Consider the following 23,522-nt stretch of genomic DNA (forward strand, 5'->3'; position numbering starts at 1 on the left):
ACCAAAAGAAGCCGTCCTGTAATAGGAATACGACTTCTTCTAATCATTTTTATTGATATACGTTTAACACTGGCTCAAGCTCATTTCTGTTTCTAGTTTCGAAACAGCTTTTTCATCTGCAACCACGATAACGTTTGGGTGGTTTTTCAAAGCAGATGCTGGGCAGTCAATGCCTGCTTCCCTCGTAAACATCCGACAGATTGCTTCCGCTTTGGACTCACCTGATGCCAGAAGCAAAATTTCCTTGCTTTTTAAAATCGTTGCAATCCCCATCGTAATTGCTTTATTTGGGACCTTTTCAAGACTTTCAAAATAGCGGGAGTTGGCCTTTCGGGTGGATTCCGTTAAGGTAACAACATGTGTCTCCCTATTAAAAGGGGTGCCAGGTTCGTTAAAACCAATATGGCCGTTTTCGCCAATCCCTAATAATTGCAAATCCACGCCGCCAATTAAATCAATCATATTTTCATAGCTCTTTGCTTCTTTTAAACTATCATCCGAAAGCCCGTTCGGTATGTGAACATTTTTCTTTGGGATGTTAATATGATCAAATAAATGATTAAACATAAAAGAATGATAGCTGTTTGGATTTTCCGGTGCAATACCTTCATACTCGTCTAAGTTGTAAGTATAAACATTCTGGAAGGAAGTATAATTGTTTCGATAATCCTCAACCAACAATTCATACGTTCGAACTGGAGTACCTCCTGTTGCCAGGCCCAGTGATACGTTTCTATTAGCATTGATTTTATGCAGTATGAATCGGGCTGCAAATACACTCATTTCCTCATAATCCCTAACTTTAACAAGCCTCATATCTTCACTCCTTTCATTTTAAAAAATGCCTATAAGATTTCTTTTAAAAAGCTCGTACCGTACTCAGGTCTTTCAACCCCTACAAAATCCGCCATCGTTGCTGCGATATCTGCCATCGTCTCTCTGGTTCCAATGGATACCGGCTTCACATTTTGTCCGACAACTAAGATTGGAGTTTGTTCTCTAGTATGATTGGAATGGCCAATGGTCGGATCGTTACCGTGATCGGCTGTGATGATAAGGACATCACCCTCGCCCAATGTCGGAATAAAGGATGTTAAAAACGTATCTGATATCTCTAATACTTCCTTGTACCACTGACTGTCTTCTTTATGACCGGCCAAGTCTGTTTCTTGGACATTCACCAAAAACACTGCATTCTCTTCACTTTCGTGGTAAAGCTTTGCATATGTTTCAAGAACATCTTTTGTATTGACCACAGGATCCTTATATCCATTCGCTTGAATAACATCCGCTGTTTTACCAACCCGATAAACAGGAATCCCTTTCAATTCTGCGATATGGGCAAATTGTTTCTCAAAATCGACTCCGTACCCTAAATGGAGTACCTTGTACCCTTCTCCATAGACATTGGCTTTAGGAGCGTCAACACCCCATTGCCCAGGATTTTTCTCTTTGACAACGGAAAGAATGGTTTCGATATCGGACTTTTCATTGCCAAAAATAATGACTCTGCTTGTATCCACGTTTTCTCTTACCACTTTTCCGATTTTAATAACTTCCTCGAAAGATAATTGTTTCAAATCTCCGACTACGTTAATAATGTTGCCAAGCTGTGACTCGAGATTGTCGCCAATGACTACCGCACCATTTACTAGTAAAATAGTAGACTCGTTTATAGGATTGGTCACTACATATCCCTTTTCTTCTAATGCCCTTTGAAGGGTCCCTCTGATGTCTTTCATTAAACGCTTTTTCGAAACCTGCGGTCTGCTTCCCATCAGTTCCTGGTGGCCCATAAAGGTATCGGCACCAGGATGGGCTAAGTTACTCTTGCCATATGCCGCGCTAGGGTTCCCAACTTCGTCCACGAGTTTTCCCAATCCAAGGTTGTAAAGGAATGGAATATTTAAATCAACGCTCTCTCTGATGTGTTTATACGTATGGGCTTTGATATCCTCAATCTTTTGTTCCTTACAGTCTTCCATAGCCCCGACTCCGAATCCATCCAACACTAACAACGTGATTTTACTCATCCTTAATTCCCCCTTCTTTGAAAATAAACAACCTCTGGCTGATTGGAATTCACATTCCGAACAAAGGCCACATGTGCTCTAGTGACAAATATTTGCGTACGGAACGCGTAAATAACCGTATCGGCGACCTTCATATTATTCTCACGCTTTAAACAGCCATAGTAGTCAATATTTTCAGGTGACACAAGGTCAACTTTTGTGCGTTGTTCCAAAATTTCTGTTTCGTTACTTCCATATAGTGCGTTTTCCATATGGGAGCGCGGGTAAAATCCGCCTGCAATCGCGTATGCATATTTTTCATCCATATGGGAAATTTCCGATACATAAACCATGGCCGGTACTTCTGGCAAATCCTCTTTATAGGCATGTAGTGGTGTAGTGCCAGTCAGTGCATGGCCAGGTTCCCCATGTGTCACTCCCTGCTCCTTCAGCATCGGAATGGTCCGGCAGCTAGTCGCACTTGGCGCATTTACATGTGTTACCTCAATCCCTTTATTTTCAAGGATTCTTCGAGCCAATTGTATCGTTTCCATATTAGAGGTAAATTCAAAATCACTTTTTTCACCATTGATTTGCACAGCCGGAAAACTGGTTATCCCAATCACACGGATTCCTTTTAACTTCAGCAGCTCGTCCAAACTGTCTTCAAGCTGTTCCAATAAGAAACCGCCAAATTGTCCGGGATAAACCATATCAGATTGTCTGATCACACGTAGAATCACATCCTGAACCATACCCAATTTTTCTGCTGCATCAGATAACTGCTTACCTTTTTCAACAGAAAATAGAGTAACGACCTCCGGCTTTAATGTTGTTAAAACTTCTCCCCATTGGGATTTGCTTGGCTGGACAATATGACCAATATTCCCAATTAAGCAATGCCGTTTTTTAAGTTCAAATGCTTCGTCTATATCAACCGCTACAGCCCGTTCAATGCCGCTTTGTTCGATTATTTTGCCAACGAATCCGCTTCTTCCGATTTGCTTAGACATATAATACAAATTAAGTCCATGCTCTTTTGCTGTTTGACTTAGTTTCTTTACGTTCGCCTCTAACGAATCCAGATCAATCACATAGGTGTTTGCCGGAATGACTCCTTCCTGATGAAGTTTTACGGACGCTTGGATCAGTCCTGGATTTCGTTTAACTGTCATATCGATAAACATGGGCTGTTCACCCCCTTGAGATTTCTTCTAGTACATTTTGTAAGATTCTAACAACCGTTGCTGCAGAAGATTTCATAGGATTCACTCTGACCCCATGCTGCGAGAGTTCTGGCCTGCTTTCGAGAAAGCTCCCAGATACCCGATAAATCATAGGAATTAATTCATACCGTGATTCAGCACCAACTGGATAGGTGGCTGCGCCAAATTTGGCGGCTAGCTCAATCACTTTTAAGGCAATGGGTTTTTCAAATTCAATAATCACGTTTTTGGACTGTGAATTCGTGATGTAAGCTTCTTTTATTCCTTCTACTTCACCGTTATTTAACCGGTCACACAATTCTTCAACCTGTTCATTTTGGATCGCAATCATAACAGGAGCAAACGCCAAGCTTCGAAGCAGTTCATGCGCCTCAAAACCTTGTACTTGCCCTCCACCCGAATAGTTTCGCTGGTGAAGTCGTTCGATTACGTCCTTTGTACTTTAAGATCACGCCAATGCCTTCTGGCCCTAACAGTTTAAAGCCTGAGAAAGTGGAAAAGTCCGCCCCTAATTGCGTGCCAGTGAATTTCGTTTTCAGCGCACAATAATTGTCGTCAACGACAATCGCTAAATCAGGCCGCAGCTCTTTTACTAAGGAGATTATTTCCCTTAAGTCATACTCATCTGTCGGTTGCTGCCGGGAATGTTGAACATAGAAAACTTTAGATTCCTTATCTTGTTGTAATGCCTCTACAAGAGCTGGCATATTATTGAAATCTACCGGATTTAGTTTTAATCCCATTAACCGGAATGTTTCCTTTGTGGTCGTATACATTGGGGCAGAATGGACAATACATTGATCTCCTGCTTCAAGCAATGTACTTAGAATCACTCGAATCGCCCCAGTTCCGCTCCCCCGGACTAATGCACAGGCTTCGGCCCCAAACGTTTTGGCAAGGACCTGTTCCACTCTAGCGGTCATCTTCGGACGATGATAGTCAGGATGAAGTCCTACATCACCGATTTGGAAGAATTCATTGTTCTTGAATTCTTTTGTTACTTCATCCAAGAGCCGAAACTGAAGCTGCTTCGCCTCTTCTAACGTCATATTTTTTAAAACCGAACGTTCATATTTATGACTCATTTCCGGCCCTTCCTTCACAATAGTAGAAACATTCGTTTGAACCGATCTTTACTTCATTATTTAAAAAGCTAAAAATTTACGCGGATTATCAACAAGCATTTTTTCAATGATTTCATTTGTTACTCCACGGTTTAGTAACGCAGGGATGAAGCTTTCGAATAAATGGTTATATCCATGCCCGCCGTTATCCTTTAGATGGGACTTTCTGGTAATATCACAAGATAGCATGAGCTGGTCTTCAAATCCACGGTCCAACAATACAAGCAGGTTTTCTACCTTATCCGCATCTGGACGATAGCTATTTTTTCCGATCGTATCAAATTGGATATAGGCGCCGCTTTCGAGCAGAAGCAATTGTTCTTCAACATCTGTATTTAAATCCTGATGGCCAAAAGAAACTTGCTTCATATTGACTTCACTTCTTTGGAAAATCTCAAGCTGTCCCTTGCCCATTGTCCCAATTTCACAATGTGTGCTAATCGGAGCCCCTGTTTTCTTATGCGCCATAATCGCTGCTTCAAACACTTTTTGCTCGGTAGGAGTGATTTCGTTTAGGCTGCTGCCGATTTCCGAAATAAGCCCCGCTTTAATATCCGTGTCATCCATACCAACGGTAACTTCTTCAATCATGATGTCAGCCAGCTCTTCTGCTGATTTTTCAAAAACAAAGGCCGGATATACGGATTCTTTATAAAAACCAGTTGACGCAACAATCACTAAATCATGCTTTTTGGCAATCTGAAAAAGTCCCTTAGCATCTCGGCCCATTCCAATATTGGAAACCTCTACAATGGTGTTACAACCTGAATCTTTCAGCAATTTAATTTCTCGGTCTAAGATAGGTGTGTCTTCAAGTTTGGAATCCATATCCTTCTCCTGGCGAACGCCTGAAAGATCAAAAACAAGATGCTCATGAATCATCGTTTTCATTACCTGCTTTGGATCTACAATTCCTGTAACTGAATGGACTTTCACTGTGATTACCCCCATAAGGAAAGGTAGGAAAGAACCTACCTTTCAATGTTTTAAATTAAATGAAGAAAATATAGTAGGTTCAGAATAATACCTGTTAAAATGATGGCTACTGGACCTGCTGCTAGTTTCATAACTGGACGGCCAAGACCTTCGTTTGCAGCATATAACAGAATATAAATCGTTAATGATAAACCAACCGCATCTGGCGCCATTTTCATCGCTGCAAAAGCACCACCGATAAATAAAGCCAACTCAATCATAGAGTTCATAGATGAACGTATATTATCGGAAGCTTCACGCAAGGACGGGAAGCGCTGTAAGAAACGGCCAATTCCGCGAAGAGCAATAACTTCTAAGCAAATCCAAATGGCACCAACGATACCTGCTAAAATCGGATTGGGCATTAATAGACCAATAGGGAAAACAAAGGTTAAACCAACAACGCCATATACACCAGTAGCAAGAGCTGTTGTCGCGATCAATGGAATAAAACTAATCCCCCTGATAATATCGGCAATTGCAGCACTGTGCAGAAGATTGCTTCGTTCATCCCCTGTAGCTGCCCATGCCTGTTGCAGGATTGGTCCATCAACCTCGGAACCGTTCATCAGTCCCATATTCGTAGCGATGGCAAGGAGTGCTCCAATCCCCGCTAAAATTGGCAGACCTTTAAAAATTCTCTTTGTGCGGGCATCAAAGATGTTCTCTTCTTCTGTGTCAACCGTAATCTCAACTTTATTCTTCGTATCTTTAAGAATCGCAAAAGTAATTAATAGAATCATACCGATTAACATCAAAACGGCAATTTGCATCGTGAAACCGCCAATGGTACTTCCCAACGAAAAGTTATTGGTAGCTTGTGAAATCAAATCTTGAACATGCGGATTACTTTCTGCCGCATCCTTAAGCGCCTTCACTTTACCTGCAAAGTCCGCATCTTTCTTGAAAGTAACTCCTGCGATTTCGCTTGCTTCTTTTAAAGCTGCATTCGCTTTATCCGTATAAACACCGCCGACAACTGGAAGCAGTTGGCGGACAACTAAAGCAACTAGCCCGGAAATGAGGGCTCTCACCCACCCAAATTGATAAAGAATCGCGATAATCGGAAACGCTGTAAACGCAACAAGAACTGGTGTTGATAATTCCCCTAAAGAACCAAGTAAATCAATCGGTAGTAAGGCAAATGCTGACTGAACTCCTGCTAATCCAAATAAAGCAACAAGCCCCCATGCAGCTCCAAGCCCTGCGGCCATCCACCAACTCGTAGCCATAACACCTAAAATATCCGTTGGAAGGAAAAGCAGCCATGGGTTTAACATCTTAAAGGACACAGCAAACGAAATACCGACAGACACGATAAATCCAATGCTCAATCCGAAGGAGATGGAAGCCAATTCCGGACGCTTCATTCGCCCTTCCAAAAACTCAGGCAGGATTGGGCGAATTCCATCATGGAATACTGCCTTTCCCCAATGCGAAGCTAACGCAGTCAGCGTTGTAAGCAAGACAACTACTGCGATTTCAACAATAGATAAGTTTTGAAAGATACTCATTTCCCCAACTCCTATGCAAGGTTATGTTTATTAAGCAAGCTCTTAACAATAACAGGTACAGCTTCCTCTATGCTCTCTACGGCCATACCAAAAGCAATTTTTCCGTCCTGAACTAATTTTTCAATTTCCTGTGGATTTGGTTTTTTTCCGTTTTTTGCAACTGTTGAACATTTTCCATAGCCAAGAATACCGATGGCAACGGAAAGGGCTGCACCTCCGCCGCTGTTGCATGCACCTAAATAATAATCCGCGTCTCCTGCTTTCACTTTCTTGGCCGCATCAAAGTCAGAAGTAACCGTTACTTGTACATGTTCTCCCCCAGCTGCTTTTGCACTTCTTTCAATAACGTCTTTCTTAAGACCTCCAACAACAATTCGTAACATTACGCATTCTCCTTTCCTGTTAACAAACAAAAGTAAAGTGTAATAAATGCTGCTTCAGCATCAATATTTGTATTGTTATTTTTCAGTAAATCTTTAGCAAATTGATAATACCCTGGGTTATTCCCGATTACTGTTTCAAGTTCGCCGGATATTTCAGTGACCGGCTTGTTATCAGAAACTCTTTGCAGGGCCACAGATAGGTGGCTTGTGAAAGAACCAGCATTCTCTTCCGTAAGTTTTACATCGAGAAACTTTTCGACTTCCTCCATCAGAATGGGAAGGCGGTTAAAGATTTCATCATTGATTTGGTTTGTATCATACAAAAGGTCGATTCTTTCTTTTAAAGTAGCATCCATTTGATATGCCCCTTTCTATTCTTTAAAGATTACTAATATACCAAAAACTGTATATAGAATGATGTCATTGCCCTTATTTTGTGAATCTTAACTTCTTCAAATACCATGATTATTTTTGAAAATTACCACCTCCACCAAAGTACAATTTTTTGTATATTTAATCAAAAATTAATATTTTGGAATCATGTCACCGTTTACAACTTGCTTTTGAATATCTACCATTCTACTTAAAGATAACAGTTTAATAATGTAGTCCATCTTTCGATTATCGGAATGGATAACGCAAACGGCTTCATTCATCTGTTTTTCATATTGAATGGCAAGCGGCGACGTAAGGGGCTTAATATTATAGGCAGTGGAATCAATTTCGTCCACGTTCCAAATTATCGCATCAACAGTATGAGCTTTCAAATGCTGCAATAAATGCATATAGTTAAATTCCAAATACTCGACATCCATCCCCATGACTTCAGCATTAGTTAAGATCTTTTGGTCAGTAGAGAAACTGTCGATTCCCACTTTCATTCCGCTCACGATTTGTTCCATGCCAGGTTCAGAAAAAATGATTGCGTGTTCAGACACATAGGTCTTTTCCCCAAATTCCATGGCAATTCTTAAAGACCTGTCTTTCTTCATCTCTTCAATGGCTGAAAACTTGGATACAAGCGCAAAATCGTATCTTCCATCTATTACTCCTTGTATTCGGGGTTTTGAACCTCTCATAAAAGCAATATTTAATGACAATCCCAATTGTTCAAATTGAGAAGTGATTCCTGTCGCCAGTCCTTCATATTTTTTAGAGTACGGAAGTGGCATGACGCCAGTAATCTGATTGGCTCCAGAAAACTTTAACAAGTTGCACGTATTTTTGAACCTCAGGAATGTTCCAAGATGTCCTCTAGCTTCCAGCTTAATGCAGTTTTCTTCCTCTAATTTTTTTAACACGGTTTGTATCGTTCCGCGGCCTACTTGAAACCTGGAAGCGAAATCAACTATATTTGGCAAACGATCATTTACTTCAATGAACATGAGCTCTTCAGCGATTTTTTGTAAGATGATTCCCTTTTTCGAGTACAGGTTTTCAAGACTTTCCATTCATCACCATCCCCTCAATGTACAATTTTTTGTATAATGAGATAAAAAAATAAAAATCACTCCATGCGTTTCTTAAAAATAATGATTGAACTAACGATCAAGTAGGAATATACATTTTTCTGTACTTTCCATACTCATAATGTAACACGCATTAAAAGCGTTTACAATACTTTTTTTCAAAAATTATATTGTCATTTGTTTCAATATACAAAAATTCGTATTTTGTATATTATAATATTAGAAACTATGTAAATGAGGTGAATCAGATGTATCGAATGGTTTTTCTGGATATCGACGGGACCATCTTGGATTCCCAGGAAAAATTAAATAACAATCTAATCCAAACTATTAAAGACCTCCAGCAAAAAGGGATACTCGTAGGATTGGCTACAGGTCGCTCGTATGATGGTGCAATAAAATATGGGGAAATGCTAGGATCTTCCATATATGTAACTTATAATGGTGGGTATTCCCTATCAGACGGAAAACTTATTCATGACCATAAAATACCGGCGAGACTTGCCTACCAATTATGCAGTGAAACGGAAAGGTTAGGCGGAGCTTATATCCATTTTGCCTATAGGGAATCCCGCTCCAATCGGGAGCCACAAGGTATTGAGTACTTGCTGCCAGCGGCTAAATTACAGAATATAGCGGATACAAATCAGGAGGCACATCGTTTGGTTCTTTATCTCGATAAAGCCAAGAGGTCCATTCTTCAAGGAAAAGTGAACGGTGCGGCAAGTTTTGATGAAGGAGACCGATTAGAAGTCTTTCCGACTAGTTCGAAATGGGATGGGATCTTACCAGTTATCAAACACTTTGGAATAACGCCGGATGAAGTAGTGACAATAGGGAATGGAACGAACGACATAGGCATGTTGCAAGAAGCAGGTTTAGGGATTGCCATGGGAAATGCACCTGAATGTGTAAAGGAAATCGCTGATTTCGTGACTGAGGATAATGATCATGATGGGGTGATTTTGGCTTTAAATAAGGTCTTTAAGCTAGATAGCAGGGTATTATTAGGGAATAGTAGTTGATTGTTTTTAGATTTTAATTTTTTTATACAGGAAACACCTCTTCTTGTTTGGTAGTGACTTTGGGACAACCTCACTATTCCAAAGAATTGAAGTGACCCCCTTAAGCTGGACTCTTTAGTCCAATTTAAGGGGGTCACTTCATGCTTGCTGTTTTTTATTTACTTTTCACTAGCTGCATCCGCTTATTAAAGATCGTTGGATAAGATAAGAATCCAAGCATGATACCTGTGATGGATGCAGTTGTTAATAGCAGGAACAGCACGAGCAGTTGGAATTGAACTGCCTGAACAGGGCTCGCACCTGCAATAATTTGGCCGCTCATCATCCCAGGGAGCTGAACCAGTCCCATCGTTTTTTGGCTCTCAATGGTCGGAATCATACTTGCTTTGATAGAGGCTATCAACTGTCTGTGTATTGCTTGTTTAGGTGTTCCTCCGAGAGATAGGATCAGTTCTGTCTGGTCCTGGTGGGACTCGGTCTCTGCAATAAACCGATTAAGAAACAGGATGGCCAGTACCATTCCATTGCCAATCATCATTCCGCTGATTGGAATGATATATTGAGCGGTATGGGGTGTAATATGAAACCCAAGTAAGATGCTTTGCGTTAACACTTCAATAAAAATTAACGTAACAGCAATTTTCCACGTGATCCCTTTAATCACCGCTCCTTTTTTACGGGCATTTAAAGTCGCTGCAATAATCATCACGGCAACCATTAAGAAAATATAAATAATGCTTTCAGAATCGAACACAAATTTAAGAATATAACCCACAATAAGCAATTGGATGATGGAGCGGATGGTGGCGATCATCGCATCTTTTTCCAGCCCCAGGTTCAAAGTCTTCGATAATACGATGGGAATAAGAACGAAAATGAGAGAAAAGATTAAGGCACTGGTGCTCATCCCAATTCCCCCTTAACAAACTGCCTTACCCGCTCATCGCTTGGTGATTCTAATAAATCACTTTTTCCCGTTTCTACGACTTCCCCTGCCATCATCACCCATGTATACGTCCCGACATGTATAGCCTGTTTTAAGTTGTGGGTGATCCAAACAATCGTCACGCCATACTTCCGATTGACTTTGACAATCAAATCCTCAATCTCCTTTTGCGAAACTTGGTCAAGGGACGAAGTAATTTCATCCAGTAATAATATTTGCGGATGATTCACCAACGTGCGGGCGATCGATACTTTCTGACGCTGACCGCCTGATAATTCTCTACTGTTCTTTTGTAGAAAATCCTCTGACAAACCGACGTCATTTAATAAATCGATGGCTTGTAACTCTGGAAGCTGTTTCCCTTGCAGTTCCAGGGGCAGTGCCAAATTTTTATGTACACTTCCATCAATCATCGGCGCACTTTGAAGCGCCATCCCAACCTTCCTCCGCAATTCCACAGGATCATAATCATTTATGTTTTGACCATGAACCATAATGTCTCCATCGTTTGGCGACAACAGCCCATTGCACAACTTAAGCAGCGTCGTCTTCCCAGCCCCCGAAGGCCCCACCAAAGTCGTAATCTCTCCATCATAAAAAGCCCCAGAAATATTCTTCAAAATGGGCTGACCATCAATAGAGTAATTGACATCATTAAATTGTATTGCTGGTTTCATTCTGTTCACTTCCTTATGAAGCATGGATTGGATCTTCTGTCTCATATGAAGCATGGAGACGGTTCTGCTGCTTCCGTGTTCATTCAGATGACAGGCATCTTGCACCTGTTAGGCAATTTTACCAAAAACTCACTACCCTTTTCTAGTTCACGCCTTCCTTCAATTGTCCACGATGTGCCTCGATCATCCATTTAGCGGATGGATAGGCCGAGTTATGTCCACCAATTCCCCTTGCATCAAAATGCACCTCTACCATTCATTTAAATTTATATTTCCTATCATCCGTCCCATTAACTTCATCAAGATCAATCACACCATGATTGACAAGGCTCTCTAAATAGAGACAAACCATCGGGTAAATCTTAGGTTTACCCGTTATGTATCTTTGTTCAGCAATAACATGATGCTTAATTAGTAATTCACAAATAATCCGAACGCTGGAAACGGTTTCAAGGTAGTGAAGAACTCTATCCTTTATAGGAGCTGATAAGTTGTTGGTAACAGGTGCGGGTTCCTTCTTCTTTTCTTGAACCGATGAATAATCTTTTTCATCCTCGAATATCTCAAATTCAAACGCAAATTGATTAGCTTCATCTATGTAATCATCTTTTTCGGTAGATTCAGTATATTCGGTAACGGGTGGGCTATCTATCACTCTTAGACGTTGTAATTCTTCTTGTGAAAGGAATTCATTAATCAATGATTTCAACCGTTTTATTTGGCGCTCGAGCAATGGTACGTTGTTTTCAAGATGGTCACTAATATCTGTTGGAAGGACAATCTCACTCGGAATATATGAAATAACTTCCTCCAAGGTCCAATTTTGTTGAATTTTCTGGAGAAGTTCATCCATTTCATAGTCAATCGAGGCAAATCCCTTTTTTATAGCACTTACTAGTTCACCCGGTATTCCAGTATGTTCTTCAAAGTGAGTAATTCCAAAACGTCTTACCTGATTTGTTCTCTTATGCCTCACAATATACTGATACCTTAAAGGCCGCCCGCACTCACAAGGAGTTTCAGAATTCACAAACCCATTATCAATATAGTCTTCTAATATCCATTCATCCAATAACAGTTCAATTTCATCACTGGACGCAGACTCAGGTAACATAATTCCTTTGTCCATTGCCATTTGATTAGCAAAAACAGTCTTTTTTCCTCTCCTCACGTTCTCTTGGAGGAACTTTCTTTGCTGTTCAGTCAATAATGATAATAATGATTCACGTTCATCAGTCGTTAAGGTCATATTCATTACTTACCATCCGCCCTTCTTATAATAATTTGTTAACTAACTTATGTTCAGAACAATGATGGCACTGTTGCTTAATCCGTTCGACTACCCTGCTATTTTTTAGCTGGTTACAAATTTGGTTTATTTGCTGTCTAGGGTGAATTTGTAATACCTCTGATATGCAATCATCACAGTAAAATTTGCTTTTATGATCTTTAATAAAATCCAAAACTATTTCTGAGTTTGTCATTCTAACAACCCTTTCATTTCACACTCTAAAAAAATGGCTGAATTTCAAATCTGCAACATCTAAATTATAACATTACAGTAAATATTACCTAATTATTTTTTGCTAGATTAATAACATTGTTCTTAGATGCCCCTATTATTCGACAAATTTCCAAGGAAATATAACTAAACAAACGTTTGTGTAAAACATCTAAGTATATTGCATTTATAGGATTTTAACTAAAATAATAGAAAAAATTTTGTCATTCAATCAAACGTTTGCTTAAATCCAGCAGACAACTTGAACCTGATTAATACAGTATGTATGAATAAGACCTCCCTAATGGTTCCCCTTCTTTACCATATTCCGATATTTATACATTCTCATCAGCGTTGCTTGTTCATTATTTAAAGGTCACACAGAAATTGGAGACCGTATTCCCCCATTAATAGGGAAAATTTTTATGAAAAATGTTGTAATGATGAAACTTAAAGTTGCCCTTTAAAGGCAGCTTTAAGTTTCTGATAAATAGGATATGATTTTCTCAAAAGCATCCAATTGATCTGTAACAACGAAGGCAGGAAGGAGCGTCATAGCAAGAAGTATAACAAGATTTGAACCAATCCCTATTTTAAAAAACCTATTAATAGACTTCATAATCTCCCCTTCTTATTTTTAGTGATACTACATACTATGCCGATATATTAAAAGTGGACTAGTTAAGTTGCTGAAAAAATAGGACTAAATTTAAAAGACGTTGGGATTTGCTGATTACGAGGATTTTCTATCAAAGTACAAGGGTGCGGGATACAAAATGAAATTTGAGAGTAGAGAATTTTTTAATCCTTTCAGTGAATATATAATAAAAATAGGAGGGAGAGAGATGAGAACCTATATAGGCAAGGTAAATTGTAATTTCAAAGATTGTGAATTAGTTTTACAAGACTATACAGTCAAACTATACGGTGAACACGGTCCAGACTTGGAATTCAACCTGGAGGAAGACGCAGAATACTCCATTAAGAGTAATTATGATGATTATCAGCCATCAATTTATGTTGTTAAATCTCATACGAATGAAACAGTCATGACGTTATCCGCATTTTACGATGATCGGGCAGGCAGGGATGTACATTTACCCTTTGATAAAGAAATGATTTTAAAAAAAGTTAATGCACATATTCATACATTAAATGGGTACTACAAAAAAAGATTGGATGAAGATAAAAGAGAAACGGAAAGAAAAAGAATTCGGTTTCGGGAAGAAATGATAAATAAGGTAAATGATTGTGAGACCGATAGCATGGTAAGGACCATAATCTATAACTTTATTACTTTACATCAGCCTATGCTTATTTTAGAACAAGAAAAGTATTTTCAAAGGTTTGAATTAATGATTTACGAAAATTTTAGTATAGGAAAGTATTTGCTCCAAATACACGCAATATATAGGGATAATTGGTGGCTGCTTAAAAGATTAGATGTTGGGGATCAACAAGATAAACTAACTGACTATTATCAAACCTTTGAAAAACTAGTACAGGTTATCAAAAAGAGAGAAAGCTTTATTTCTGATGAGGAAGCGTTTTATTACACATGGATCCTTTTTAATGAAGAGGTTTGTCATTATTATTTCAATCATTTTAATGATCAATATGGTTCTTATTTTTCAAATATTGAAGCACTCTCACTACAAGAGTGTATAGAAATTTACTCAACAATTGAAATGCTTGATATGAACTCAATTGAAAATGAATGTATGTTTACATACTATCTAATGTATTTGAAAAAATTGGGGGAAAGAAGAAATTATTTAACTTGCCATGATATAGTGGTTAAGAAAATTTCGGAAAAAATTCAAGAAAAAGAAATGAATGTGTTTGAAGCATTACTATTAAAAACACCCCAGTCCAAAAAAATAATAATGGATGATGTTGATTTAATGTCCGGGCCTGAATTTGAATCGTTTGTAGCCGAACTCTTCTGTAAGATGGGGTACAAAGCTACAGTTACCAAGGGATCAGGAGATCAAGGCATCGATATATTAGCAGAAAAAAATAATATAAAATATGGTATTCAAACTAAGTGTTATTCAGGTAGTGTATCAAATAAGGCCATCCAGGAAGTAGTGGCTGGTTTAAGTTATTATCATCTTCATAAGGGTATAGTTGTGACTAATAGTTATTTTACTGAATGGGCAAGAGAGTTAGCACATTCAAATAACGTCATTCTATGGGATAGAAGTATGCTAAAAGAAAAAATTTCCGAATGGTTTTAGTCTAATGGGAAACTGACATTTAATGATGGATCAAGAGGAGACTTGACGTATTCTATCGACTATTACAGTTAATGGCCCCTTCTTTGCTGCTGGGTTAAAAAAATAAATTAGAAAAAGGGACAGTACCTAAAAAACAGGTACTGGCCCTTTATTATCATGATGCTTGTTCAACTCCCCGATAGTTCAATAACAAAAAGGGGGATCGCCGCAGCACCCCATAGTTTAAGTGAAATCCTTCACAAAACCTGGGGATTGAAGCTTGAGCCTTTGAGCATAAGGCTAGATTAATCAAATGAGACTCAGATGAACAACTTCATCGTTTTAAATAGCGCCAAGAGCGTTCACTTTACCATGCGATTTCGAAGAGCAATGACTACGACTTGTGTTCTGTCTTCACATCCAAACTTTTGAAGAATCCGATGCACATGTGACTTTACCGTTCCTTCCGTTATATTTAATTTTTTGGCAATTCGAATAAGAATGGTTCATGTATATTCCTCCAATAAATAAATTTAATGAACAAAAAACTCCATAAGCATTTAACATTGAGTTAAATTTGTTGTAATTATCATACCTTTAAATTTTATATAAATCGTCTATCCCTGGTTAGAAATTATAAAAAAAACCCTCTATAGCTTGATAGAGAGAAAAGGAAATCCTTTTTAATCGTTAATATCCTCCTATAATAATCCATTGATCGCCCTTCTCTCTCCGTCAAAGGAGGAATAATTCTGCCCAACTGTTTAATCATTCAATTACCTAATGTTGAAAAAATGTTTTTTCTAATGAAATCCGTGTAAAATGGGGGTAATGATGAAAATTTGAGGTGGGTTAATATGTCTTGGAAGATTAAAAGTTCTACCAACGAAAAGATGGATCGTTTTCAAATAACAATGGATCAGGTCGTTCTCCCAAATGGGGAGGAAAAGTCGTTTTCCTATATAGATTTTGCTAAGGGTGTGTGTATCCTCCCGATTACTGATAACAATGAAATCGTCTGTATAAAACAATATCGCCACGCCATGAAAAGCTGGCAATGGGAGCTGCCGGCGGGGATGATTGACGATACCGACCCAACTCCTCTAGAAACGGCAAAAAGAGAGTTAGAGGAAGAAACGGGCTATAAGGCTGAACACTGGCTCGATTTAGGAAGCTTCTACCCTTCTCCGGGTTCTACAAGCGAGGAGATTCATTTATTTGCAGCAGCAGGGTTAACAGTAGCGGAGCAACACTTGGAAAACAGCGAACAAATTGAAGTACATAAAATCTCGATGAAAGAGTTAAATAACCTAATTAAATCTGGTGAATTCAAGCACGGCGCAGGGCTGGCGGCCATTTTGCGATATAAGCTAATTGTGGATTAACGGGAACATTACCTTATTATTAAGGCTTAAATGAGGCGCCTGTATAGAAATAACTCTTTTATAGAACGCTGAATATATTAAAAGAAGCTTAAGGATTTAATAGTCCTTAAGCTTTTTTAATAGGTACTATTTAACCTGACTATCAAACCATCAACACCCCAGTATCCCCCGGATGGTCCCTGTCACCCATTGTTTTCCGAAGAATAAATCATTTGATTCAAAATTTATTGAAATAAACGAAATCATTTATTATAATTGTTACTAATTTAAAAATAGTGCAAATATTTTTAAATCCTTTATTACAACATAGAAAAACAAAGGGGGAACACAGGTTGAGTACGAATCCACGTCCAGAAGCAGCTTTAGAAGAAAAAAAGAAAAAAACGTTTAAACAGCCGGACGCCTATGTGCTGATGTTTGTCATTGCACTGATTGCGGCTATTGCCTCTTATGTCATCCCGGCAGGAGCATTTAAGAGAGTGGAAAATGGAGGCATCACTTCGGTCATACCGGGCAGTTATCACGGTATTGAGCAAACTCCGGTCAGCCTTATTAAATTCTTTTCAGCCATACCAGCAGGAATGGCCGCCTCGGCGTCTATTATCTTTTTAGTTCTCTTTACAGGCGGTACGCTTGCCATTCTAGAGAAAACAGGTGCCGTCAATAGTCTCATCCATTCAGTTGTTGATAAGTTTAAAACCAAGCAATTATTATTTATTGCCGTAGTTGGCCTATTATTTTCTTTCTTAGGAACGACCGGGATTGTCGTGAACTCTGTTATCGGCTTTATTCCGCTTGGCTTAATTGTTGCAAGAGCTCTTAAATGGGATGCAATGGTTGGAGCCGCGATTATTTATTTAGGTGCTTATTCAGGATTTAACTCTACCATTCTATCGCCTACTCCTTTAGGGGTTGCACAAAAGATGGCAGAACTTCCAATGTTCTCTGGCATGGGCCTCCGGGTTGTAAACTACGCGGCTTTCACGTTAGCAACCATTGGCTACCTCTACTTTTACACCAAAAGATTACAGAAAACTAAAAAAAGTATGTTAGGTGATGAGTGGTTTCCGGACCAAAATATTCAAGCAGCGAAGCCAGAAAAACTTACCTTCCATTGGAAGCATAAACTGATTTTAGCGGTTACGGCATTATCCCTGATCGGTTATGTGTATGGAGCTTTTAAACTAGGCTGGACCGATGTGGAAATGGCTGCTATCTTTATTTTCATTGCAATTGCAGCAGGAATCATTGGCGGCATGAAGATTAACGATATTGCCAAAACCTTTATCGGCGGCTGTCAGAAGCTGATATATGGGGCACTCATTGTGGGGATGGCAAGATCGATATCGATTGTCTTACAAGACGGGAATATGCTCGATACGATCGTTAATGCGCTTGCCAATTTGCTGCACGGCTTAAACCCGGTATTTGGCGCAGTTGGAATGTACATCTTAAGTGCTTTTTTACATTTCTTTATCTCATCCGGAAGCGGAGAAGCCGTTGTCTTGGTACCAATTCTTACGCCGCTTGCCGACTTAATGCATATTACACGTCAGGTTATGATCCAAGCCATCATGCTGGGTGAAGGTGTGGTAAACTGCTTTAACCCAACATCCGGCGTTTTAATGGGGGTTTTAGCTGCCAGCGGTATCCCTTATACAAAATGGGTACGATTCATACTGCCTTTAGTGGCCATCTGGTTTATAATTGGACTCATTACGATTGTCATCGGAGTCTTAATCAACTGGGGACCATTCTAATAAGAAAAGCGCAAGCGCCCTGGTCAGCGGCGTATGGCCTCCTCGAAAAAGCTAACGCTTTTTCTTCGTGCGATGCTTATGCTGCCGAAGCGTTCCTTGTGGAGCGCTCCAACTGAGATAAAGGAAACACGAAGAGCCGAAGGCGATTCGATGTTGACTTATCGTAGGGCGGAGAGCGAAGGACACTAGCCGCTAGGGCGCTGGAGCTAGACATTTCTCAAAGTCAAAACCTTTTATACTTTCCCATCTTTTAAAAATTGAGGGTGTTTTATGAATTATTACAACCGCACAAAAGAAAGTTATCCTCATTTAACAAAGGGCTTAAAAAAAATCGCAGAAGCACTGCTGGCAAATCCGATTATGTTTGCCACCTATTCTGCGAAAAAAAATGCCGAAACGCTGGATGTTAGTGAGACAATGGTGGTCCGATTTTGCAAAGCGATAGGGTATCACGGCTATCGTGAATTACAGCTGGATGTCCAGCATTCACTGCTTTCGTTAAAATTGGATTCAGATGAGCTTTTGAAAAAAAATGAGAATTCATTTGAAAGCATTATGAATGTAGATGCGCAGAACATTCAGCAGGCAGCTTCCAATATCGACTGGAATACAGTGGAACAAGTTGTTGAAACGTTCATCAAAGCAAAAGAGATAAAAGTTGTAGGATACTATCATTCTTTTTCATACGCACACTGGTTTTCGTTTATTCTTAATAGTTTATTATCAAACACATCGCTATACCGCCCGGAAACGGATCCCGGAATTATAAAAGAAGGAAAAGAGCACTGTGTCGTGATTTTCTCCTATTACCGTTATGCCCTTGAATCAATCAGAATTGCGGAAGAAGCAAAGGAAAACGGGAATACGGTGATCATCATTACCGACTCGGTGCTCTCACCCATTAGTCATTTGGGAGATTATGTGCTGTCGATCCAAATCGCGCAAAACTCCTTACTGGAAAAGGGCCCCGTTACCTTTTCCCTGTTAAATTCGATTCTTCTTCATCTTGCAAAAAAGATGGAAAAAGTAGAATTAGTGAATCCGATTAAAAAATATTACATTCAGTAAGAAAAGCGCAAGCGCCCTGGTCAGCGGCGTATGGCCTAGAGCGCTCCAACTGAAATAAAGGAAACACGAATAGATGGGCGCACATTCGTGCTTGACTTATCGTAGTGCCGCGAGCGAAGGCGTCTCGCCGCTAGGGCGCTTGTGCTAGACAATAAAGAAAGGGATGGCTAATGTGGCTACACCAACTTTACCGAAAACATTAAAGGAAAAAATCTTTGAAACTTTTGATTATCTTCATCAAAATCCAGAGCTCAGCTGGGAAGAAATAGAAACCTCGAAATATATTGAACAAATTTTAAAGGAAGCAGGCTGCCACCAGGTCGTCAGCTTCGATGATTGCACTGGTGTGATTGGTGATATCGGGAATTTTAGCGGCGATCGCCCGATTATTGCGATTCGTGCCGATATGGATGCCTTGTATCAGGAAGTAAACGGAAAGATGCAGGCCAATCATTCATGCGGACATGATGCCCATATGACGATGGTTTTAGGCGTTCTATGGAGTATCCAGCATAATGAACAGTTGAAAAAGCAAATCGGCATCCGTTTCATCTTTCAACCGGCAGAAGAAGTGGGGGCCGGTGCGCTGAAATTAGTTGAAAAAGGCATCGTAGACGACGTCGATTATTTATATGGCATTCATCTCCGTCCAATCCAAGAAATGAGAACCGGATATGCTGCACCAGCGATTGTTCACGGTGCAACGCGGTCAATCGAATTTGAAATAAACGGCGATGATGCCCATGGAGCAAGACCGCATTTAACCCAAAATGCTGTTGAAATTGGCGCCTATATAATGAATGCACTTCATTCCTTGTATTTTGATCCAAATATTCCGCATTCTGCAAAAGTAACAAGATTTATAGCCGGAGGCAAAAATACAAATATTATCCCAGGAAAAGCTTCCTTAGCCATCGATATGCGAGCACAAACAAACGAACTGATGGATGCAATGCATACTGCTGTGCTTGAGATTATTAGGAATGCGCAAGTAATCTACCATACTGATATTGAGATTACAAGTGACCACGGAATTGTCGCGGCCGAGTCAAGTGAAGGGGCACAAGAGTTTGCTGCCAAAGCGATTGAAAATGTGTTAGGCAGGGACAAATTAACACCCCCTGTGAATACTCCTGGCGGGGACGACTTCCATTTTTATAAAGTAAATAAACCGCACTTAAAAGCAACCATGATTGGATTAGGTTGTGACTTAGCACCAGGTCTCCATCATCCTTATATGCATTTTGAGATTGAATCCTTATTGAATGGAGTCAGTATCTTTAACGAAATCTTAAATATTCACGCTATGGAGGATTAGGAAATGGAATCCCTGCGCATTGATAAAGTAAACCTGCATATTATTGAAGTATGCTAGAAACCGGCATTGGAAGAGCCCATAATATCCATATTACCGCATTGCCAGGTTTCACGATTCCTGGTGATACAGCACCTTCCGACCATTATTGGGATGAAGATATCATCTGTCCAGAAGTAACTATGGACCAAGGAATCATTGAAGTTCCAACAGGCGCGGGAATCGGATATGAAGTAGATCGGAATAAATTAAAGAAGACTTGTTAATTTGATTAGCTTTAGATAACAGTGCCTGTCACCACCCGATAATGTCGAGGAGATTTCGACAATTTGCGGGTGGTGCCAGTGCACGTATCTTAGAAATCTTACGGCTATTGACTACAAACTCCCTTCTCTAAGACCGATTTAGGTTATTCCCGAACTTGCTCCAGATGGCTATTCAATTCTCTTTAACCCCATGCAACAATACCGCTTTCAGGCAAAAATCCTGTGGAACTCCCTTCTCATTAAAGGAAATTTGAAATGTCTCCCTGCATAATGGCGCGGCGTTCTCGAGCAACCAGATAATTTCCTTTTGTGCTGCAGCTGATGTACCTGCCCTTTCAATCCAGCTGGCATATTCAAGGGGCAAATTCCATTTTAATCGCTCAGCATAATGTAAGGAGTTTTCGACAAACATTTCGCGCCATTCAGAAAGGGAGCTTTCGCGTACCTGTGAGGGATCGCGGAGCTTATTTACTTTATTGATGAAATGATCGAGCTCCTTGTCCTCCGGGGCGTAATGATCAACAAGTAAGAAATGTCCCCCCTTCTTCAGAACACGAGAAATTTCTTTCACCGCTTTTCGTACATTTGGAAAGTGATGGGCTGCATAACGGCAAGTAACGATATCAAACATGGCATCAGGAAAAGGGAGCATTTCGGCGTCTGCCTGTTGGAACGTTACATTTTCACAACTCCGTTCCTTCGCATATTCAGTCGCCACCTTCACCATTTCTTCAGTGATGTCGACTCCAATGCACTTCTTAACGAAAGGCGCAAAGGCAAGCGCTGTATGCCCGGCGGCTGTTCCGATATCGAGTACGTCTTCCTCGCCCGTTAACTTTACTGCTTGAACCATTACGTCCAGTTCCTGGCCTGCGGCAAACAGCTTCTCGTCCCGGTATTTCTCGGGATTTTTTGCAAACTGTTGCTGTACCATGTTTTTCGCATCTGCCATCGTTTATTCCCCCTATCAAGTTACTGTTCTTACTTGTATATTAGCGAATAGACACGTATCCGTCCAAGATATATAATCTATGAAAGTCATAGATTTAAACTGTGGAGTTGGTATGATGGAGATACGCTTATTACAGTATGCTGTGGAAATTTATCAAAAAAATAGTTTTACAAAAGCAGCCGACAGTTTACATATCGCCCAGCCGTCGCTGAGCCAGCAAATCAAAAAGCTTGAAAAGGAAATCGGGGTCCGTTTGTTTTCACGCGGACAAGGACGAGTCATTCCAACACCAGAAGGCATACGTTTCATTGAGAAGGCGCAACAGATCATAAGGCAGCACGACGACCTCTTGCGTGAAATGCACGAAAATACCAAGGGCATCGGATCTGAATTGACCATAGGTGCGCCCGCTGTCACAGGCGGTCACGTACTGCCATTGCTTATAAAGGACTTTTTGAAGCGATACCCGCAAATGAAGGTGCGTCTCATTGAGGAATCGACCGAGGAGTTGGAAAATTTAACAATTCGGGGTGTTGTTGACCTGTCGGTTTTACCTTTACCGATAGAAAGTAACCAGCTGGCCACCCGCGTGATGCTGACAGAACCATTGCTGCTTGCAGTTCCACGCGAAGAAAAAGATTGGATGTCAGAACAAATTCGCCAATTCGTTCGTTCCGCGGTTGAAAATGACCAGGTCACAGAGGGAACAATTCCTTTGGCAGAGTTGTCCTGCTCACCGTTTATAGTATTAAAACAGGGATATGGCTTTCGGCGGATTGTGCTAAATCTCTGTAGTGACAGCGGATTTCAACCGCAACTTGATTTCGAAACAAGCAATATCGAGACAGCCCAATCTCTTGTCGCATCTGGATTGGGAGTGACAATTATTCCAAAGATGGTCATGCGGCAAAATGCAAATGTTAATCCGTTGTATATTCCGCTTCAATCACACCCAACTCGAACAGTGGTATTTGCTTATTTGAAAGAGCGATACTTAAGTCTGGCGGCAAAGGCATTCATGGACGTTTATGAATCGCAAGACGACATTGTGAAATAGGCACCTTCTTCATCATTTGATAAAACAACTACAGAAAACTTTTGCAAAAAACAAACACCGAAATACAATCTACGACACTATTTAATATTCATTAGATAGTGACTGGCACCGGAAGTTAGAATAAATACTTGGTCTTTTTACTTTCCCCGTGGAGTAGCCGGCAAAACGATCATTCACTATTAATCGAGTAGGAGGGGGTGACTAACCCCCGACCTCTCACACCACCGTACGTACCGTTCGGTATACGGCGGTTCTATTAAGATTGACGTAAAATTTCATAACGATTATATAGACTTCTTAGCCCTCGTTGACTCCAGTAAGAGTTATCGAGGGTTTTGTGTAATATTGGGCTACAGGCGATTCTCCAGTATTTCTTTCTGGAGTTTCCCCATTCATGTGCTTTATAGTCAGGAACACCTAGACCAACTAGTTTTCTTACTCTGGTTTTAGGTTTCTTCCACTGCTTCCATTCGCACATTCTGAGCCTTCTTCTTATCCATTCGTCGAATTCTTTGAATTTGCTCGGAGTGTCAGCTAAAGCGAAGTATCCGCACCATCCTGTTAGATAGCGATTTAACATTTCAATTCTTACTTCCATTGGAATTGGTTTTGACCGTGAGGTGATTTCTTGAATCTTCGTCTTAAAGC

24 protein-coding genes and 1 pseudogene (1 of these 25 only partly in view) are annotated in these 23,522 nt (G+C 40.1%); 8 read left to right on the forward strand and 17 right to left on the reverse strand.

Annotated features, from left to right (window positions below; genetic code table 11):
• Positions 1-63: 63 nt before the first annotated feature.
• From nagB to yhfZ, 10 genes are all read right to left on the reverse strand, one after another.
• Complete coding sequence (gene nagB, locus ACZ5AE_RS26920; RefSeq protein ID WP_464567778.1) at positions 64-816, reverse strand: glucosamine-6-phosphate deaminase; 753 nt, start codon at positions 814-816, stop codon at positions 64-66.
• A gap of 29 nt (positions 817-845) precedes the next feature.
• Positions 846-2,033, reverse strand: coding sequence for a phosphopentomutase (locus tag ACZ5AE_RS26925; protein ID WP_464567780.1), 1,188 nt, complete (start codon positions 2,031-2,033; stop codon positions 846-848).
• A 2-nt stretch (positions 2,034-2,035) separates the two neighbouring features.
• The gene (locus ACZ5AE_RS26930) at positions 2,036-3,199 is read right to left on the reverse strand and encodes a YhfX family PLP-dependent enzyme (RefSeq protein WP_464567782.1); all 1,164 of its coding nucleotides are present in this window, start codon (positions 3,197-3,199) and stop codon (positions 2,036-2,038) included.
• Positions 3,200-3,206: 7 nt separating this feature from the next.
• Complete coding sequence (locus ACZ5AE_RS26935; protein WP_464567784.1) at positions 3,207-3,569, reverse strand: hypothetical protein; 363 nt, start codon at positions 3,567-3,569, stop codon at positions 3,207-3,209.
• A 40-nt stretch (positions 3,570-3,609) separates the two neighbouring features.
• Entirely contained in the window at positions 3,610-4,323 is a 714-nt protein-coding gene (locus ACZ5AE_RS26940) for an aminotransferase class V-fold PLP-dependent enzyme (protein ID WP_464567786.1), read from the reverse strand.
• Positions 4,324-4,383: 60 nt separating this feature from the next.
• Positions 4,384-5,298 (reverse strand): phosphotriesterase family protein, encoded by a 915-nt coding sequence (locus ACZ5AE_RS26945; protein WP_464567788.1) that lies wholly within the window; start codon positions 5,296-5,298, stop codon positions 4,384-4,386.
• Between the two features lie 50 nt (positions 5,299-5,348).
• On the reverse strand, positions 5,349-6,851 hold the full coding sequence (locus ACZ5AE_RS26950; RefSeq protein WP_464567790.1) for a YhfT family protein: 1,503 nt from the start codon (positions 6,849-6,851) through the stop codon (positions 5,349-5,351).
• 11 nt (positions 6,852-6,862) lie between these two features.
• Positions 6,863-7,234, reverse strand: a complete 372-nt coding sequence (locus ACZ5AE_RS26955; RefSeq protein WP_464567792.1) for a DUF2620 domain-containing protein — start codon at positions 7,232-7,234, stop codon at positions 6,863-6,865.
• Positions 7,234-7,590, reverse strand: a complete 357-nt coding sequence (locus tag ACZ5AE_RS26960) for a PRD domain-containing protein (protein WP_464567794.1) — start codon at positions 7,588-7,590, stop codon at positions 7,234-7,236. The genes ACZ5AE_RS26955 and ACZ5AE_RS26960 overlap by 1 nt, the downstream gene beginning before the upstream one ends.
• 168 nt (positions 7,591-7,758) lie before the next feature.
• Positions 7,759-8,685 (reverse strand): GntR family transcriptional regulator YhfZ, encoded by a 927-nt coding sequence (yhfZ, locus tag ACZ5AE_RS26965; RefSeq protein WP_464567796.1) that lies wholly within the window; start codon positions 8,683-8,685, stop codon positions 7,759-7,761.
• A gap of 266 nt (positions 8,686-8,951) precedes the next feature.
• Here yhfZ and ACZ5AE_RS26970 point away from each other — a divergent pair, with 266 nt between their 5' ends.
• The gene (locus ACZ5AE_RS26970; RefSeq protein WP_464567798.1) at positions 8,952-9,728 is read left to right on the forward strand and encodes an HAD family hydrolase; all 777 of its coding nucleotides are present in this window, start codon (positions 8,952-8,954) and stop codon (positions 9,726-9,728) included.
• 154 nt (positions 9,729-9,882) lie between these two features.
• Here the strand turns inward: ACZ5AE_RS26970 and ACZ5AE_RS26975 are convergent, their stop codons facing one another.
• From ACZ5AE_RS26975 to ACZ5AE_RS26990, 4 genes are all read right to left on the reverse strand, one after another.
• Complete coding sequence (locus ACZ5AE_RS26975) at positions 9,883-10,635, reverse strand: ABC transporter permease (protein ID WP_464567800.1); 753 nt, start codon at positions 10,633-10,635, stop codon at positions 9,883-9,885.
• Complete coding sequence (locus ACZ5AE_RS26980) at positions 10,632-11,351, reverse strand: ABC transporter ATP-binding protein (protein WP_464567802.1); 720 nt, start codon at positions 11,349-11,351, stop codon at positions 10,632-10,634. The genes ACZ5AE_RS26975 and ACZ5AE_RS26980 overlap by 4 nt, the downstream gene beginning before the upstream one ends.
• A gap of 256 nt (positions 11,352-11,607) precedes the next feature.
• Positions 11,608-12,600: a DUF3895 domain-containing protein gene (locus tag ACZ5AE_RS26985; RefSeq protein ID WP_464567804.1), complete on the reverse strand. Its 993-nt coding sequence runs from the start codon at positions 12,598-12,600 to the stop codon at positions 11,608-11,610.
• 727 nt (positions 12,601-13,327) lie between these two features.
• Positions 13,328-13,471, reverse strand: coding sequence for a hypothetical protein (locus ACZ5AE_RS26990; protein WP_464567806.1), 144 nt, complete (start codon positions 13,469-13,471; stop codon positions 13,328-13,330).
• Between the two features lie 226 nt (positions 13,472-13,697).
• On the opposite strand from ACZ5AE_RS26990, the gene ACZ5AE_RS26995 reads away from it, so the two are divergent.
• On the forward strand, positions 13,698-15,092 hold the full coding sequence (locus tag ACZ5AE_RS26995; protein ID WP_464567808.1) for a restriction endonuclease: 1,395 nt from the start codon (positions 13,698-13,700) through the stop codon (positions 15,090-15,092).
• 341 nt (positions 15,093-15,433) lie between these two features.
• Here the strand turns inward: ACZ5AE_RS26995 and ACZ5AE_RS27000 are convergent.
• Positions 15,434-15,565 (reverse strand): annotated as a pseudogene (locus tag ACZ5AE_RS27000) (response regulator transcription factor); the annotation flags it as partial.
• A 363-nt stretch (positions 15,566-15,928) separates the two neighbouring features.
• Between ACZ5AE_RS27000 and ACZ5AE_RS27005 the strand changes: the two are divergent.
• From ACZ5AE_RS27005 to ACZ5AE_RS27025, 5 genes are all read left to right on the forward strand, one after another.
• Positions 15,929-16,456: an NUDIX hydrolase gene (locus tag ACZ5AE_RS27005; protein ID WP_464567810.1), complete on the forward strand. Its 528-nt coding sequence runs from the start codon at positions 15,929-15,931 to the stop codon at positions 16,454-16,456.
• 332 nt (positions 16,457-16,788) lie between these two features.
• Positions 16,789-18,216, forward strand: a complete 1,428-nt coding sequence (locus ACZ5AE_RS27010) for a YfcC family protein (RefSeq protein WP_464567812.1) — start codon at positions 16,789-16,791, stop codon at positions 18,214-18,216.
• 270 nt (positions 18,217-18,486) lie between these two features.
• Positions 18,487-19,284 carry a MurR/RpiR family transcriptional regulator gene (locus ACZ5AE_RS27015; protein ID WP_464567814.1) on the forward strand — a complete coding sequence of 266 codons (798 nt, stop codon included), beginning with the start codon at positions 18,487-18,489 and terminating at the stop codon, positions 19,282-19,284.
• 172 nt (positions 19,285-19,456) lie between these two features.
• Positions 19,457-20,602 (forward strand): M20 peptidase aminoacylase family protein, encoded by a 1,146-nt coding sequence (locus ACZ5AE_RS27020; RefSeq protein ID WP_464567816.1) that lies wholly within the window; start codon positions 19,457-19,459, stop codon positions 20,600-20,602.
• Between the two features lie 50 nt (positions 20,603-20,652).
• Positions 20,653-20,865: an enolase C-terminal domain-like protein gene (locus ACZ5AE_RS27025; protein ID WP_464567818.1), complete on the forward strand. Its 213-nt coding sequence runs from the start codon at positions 20,653-20,655 to the stop codon at positions 20,863-20,865.
• Between the two features lie 172 nt (positions 20,866-21,037).
• On the opposite strand, the gene ACZ5AE_RS27030 is transcribed toward ACZ5AE_RS27025, so the two are convergent.
• Entirely contained in the window at positions 21,038-21,817 is a 780-nt protein-coding gene (locus tag ACZ5AE_RS27030) for a class I SAM-dependent methyltransferase (protein ID WP_464567820.1), read from the reverse strand.
• Positions 21,818-21,929: 112 nt separating this feature from the next.
• Here ACZ5AE_RS27030 and ACZ5AE_RS27035 point away from each other — a divergent pair, with 112 nt between their 5' ends.
• Positions 21,930-22,874, forward strand: a complete 945-nt coding sequence (locus tag ACZ5AE_RS27035) for a LysR family transcriptional regulator (protein WP_464567822.1) — start codon at positions 21,930-21,932, stop codon at positions 22,872-22,874.
• 256 nt (positions 22,875-23,130) lie between these two features.
• Here ACZ5AE_RS27035 and ltrA read toward each other — a convergent pair whose 3' ends face one another.
• On the reverse strand, positions 23,131-23,522 hold the end of the coding sequence (gene ltrA / locus ACZ5AE_RS27040) for a group II intron reverse transcriptase/maturase (RefSeq protein WP_464567824.1). It continues 868 nt past the right edge of the window; the window shows 392 of its 1,260 coding nt (coding positions 869-1,260); its start codon lies off the right edge, out of view — the gene reads right to left on this strand; the stop codon is at positions 23,131-23,133.

Source organism: Neobacillus sp. S1227 (assembly GCF_055385255.1).

Excerpts from the sequence above, each read along its gene's own strand:
- ACZ5AE_RS26935 (WP_464567784.1), bottom strand. The coding sequence starts at position 3,569 with ATGATTGCGATCCAAAATGAACAGGTTGAAGAATTGTGTGACCGGTTA.
- nagB (WP_464567778.1), bottom strand. The coding sequence starts at position 816 with ATGAGGCTTGTTAAAGTTAGGGATTATGAGGAAATGAGTGTATTTGCA.
- ACZ5AE_RS26955 (WP_464567792.1), bottom strand. The coding sequence starts at position 7,234 with ATGTTACGAATTGTTGTTGGAGGTCTTAAGAAAGACGTTATTGAAAGA.
- ACZ5AE_RS26990 (WP_464567806.1), bottom strand. The coding sequence starts at position 13,471 with ATGAAGTCTATTAATAGGTTTTTTAAAATAGGGATTGGTTCAAATCTT.
- ACZ5AE_RS26925 (WP_464567780.1), bottom strand. The coding sequence starts at position 2,033 with ATGAGTAAAATCACGTTGTTAGTGTTGGATGGATTCGGAGTCGGGGCT.
- ACZ5AE_RS26995 (WP_464567808.1), top strand. The coding sequence starts at position 13,698 with ATGAGAACCTATATAGGCAAGGTAAATTGTAATTTCAAAGATTGTGAA.
- ACZ5AE_RS27005 (WP_464567810.1), top strand. The coding sequence starts at position 15,929 with ATGTCTTGGAAGATTAAAAGTTCTACCAACGAAAAGATGGATCGTTTT.
- ACZ5AE_RS27030 (WP_464567820.1), bottom strand. The coding sequence starts at position 21,817 with ATGGCAGATGCGAAAAACATGGTACAGCAACAGTTTGCAAAAAATCCC.
- ACZ5AE_RS27025 (WP_464567818.1), top strand. The coding sequence starts at position 20,653 with ATGCTAGAAACCGGCATTGGAAGAGCCCATAATATCCATATTACCGCA.
- ACZ5AE_RS26980 (WP_464567802.1), bottom strand. The coding sequence starts at position 11,351 with ATGAAACCAGCAATACAATTTAATGATGTCAATTACTCTATTGATGGT.
- ACZ5AE_RS27035 (WP_464567822.1), top strand. The coding sequence starts at position 21,930 with ATGATGGAGATACGCTTATTACAGTATGCTGTGGAAATTTATCAAAAA.
- ACZ5AE_RS26930 (WP_464567782.1), bottom strand. The coding sequence starts at position 3,199 with ATGTTTATCGATATGACAGTTAAACGAAATCCAGGACTGATCCAAGCG.
- ACZ5AE_RS26970 (WP_464567798.1), top strand. The coding sequence starts at position 8,952 with ATGTATCGAATGGTTTTTCTGGATATCGACGGGACCATCTTGGATTCC.
- ACZ5AE_RS26985 (WP_464567804.1), bottom strand. The coding sequence starts at position 12,600 with ATGACCTTAACGACTGATGAACGTGAATCATTATTATCATTATTGACT.
- ACZ5AE_RS26950 (WP_464567790.1), bottom strand. The coding sequence starts at position 6,851 with ATGAGTATCTTTCAAAACTTATCTATTGTTGAAATCGCAGTAGTTGTC.
- ACZ5AE_RS26960 (WP_464567794.1), bottom strand. The coding sequence starts at position 7,590 with ATGGATGCTACTTTAAAAGAAAGAATCGACCTTTTGTATGATACAAAC.
- ACZ5AE_RS26940 (WP_464567786.1), bottom strand. The coding sequence starts at position 4,323 with ATGAGTCATAAATATGAACGTTCGGTTTTAAAAAATATGACGTTAGAA.
- ACZ5AE_RS26975 (WP_464567800.1), bottom strand. The coding sequence starts at position 10,635 with ATGAGCACCAGTGCCTTAATCTTTTCTCTCATTTTCGTTCTTATTCCC.
- yhfZ (WP_464567796.1), bottom strand. The coding sequence starts at position 8,685 with ATGGAAAGTCTTGAAAACCTGTACTCGAAAAAGGGAATCATCTTACAA.
- ACZ5AE_RS27015 (WP_464567814.1), top strand. The coding sequence starts at position 18,487 with ATGAATTATTACAACCGCACAAAAGAAAGTTATCCTCATTTAACAAAG.